Here is a 416-nt window from a genome sequence, read left to right as displayed (position 1 = left end):
CACCTAATTGTTTCTCGCCCGGGGGGGTCCCGCCCACGACTATTTGGGGCCCCCACCGGTTTCGGTTATTGCCCCCCATCGACACCTCCACCTTCGAGATCCCGTGCCGGGCCTTACCTTTCGGGAATCGCGCGGTGCAGGATTCGAAGGTGCCGTCGGCACCGAAGTAGTTGGCGGTGCCGAGCGCGGCCAGGGCTTGGTGGTCGAGGAATCCGCACACGTCCAGCGGACGCAGGGTCTCTAGGTAGGTCAGGTCCTTGCGGGCATGATCAGGCAGGTACTCCGGATACGTCGGCCTCGGTGGCGAGGCCGCCTGGCCCGGGGTCGATGCCGAGGAACATCCTGCCAACGCCAGCAGCGCCCCGATGAGCATCAACACCTGAACAGCACGCACGCTTGCTAGACCGTTTTTATTC

General features: G+C 64.2%; 1 protein-coding gene. It reads right to left on the bottom strand.

Annotated features, from left to right (window positions below; all coding sequences use genetic code 11):
• Window positions 1-394, bottom strand: a 394-nt coding sequence (locus ACFWPJ_RS33780; RefSeq protein WP_378857710.1) for a hypothetical protein, incomplete at its 3' end; no start/stop codon positions are given.
• Window positions 395-416 lie beyond the last annotated feature (22 nt).

The sequence above is a fragment of the Nocardia sp. NPDC058497 genome (assembly GCF_042720195.1).
Classification (GTDB): Bacteria; Actinomycetota; Actinomycetes; order Mycobacteriales; family Mycobacteriaceae; genus Nocardia.
Note: the sequence above shows the minus strand (reverse complement) of the source record. Positions and strands in the feature narration are given on the sequence as shown.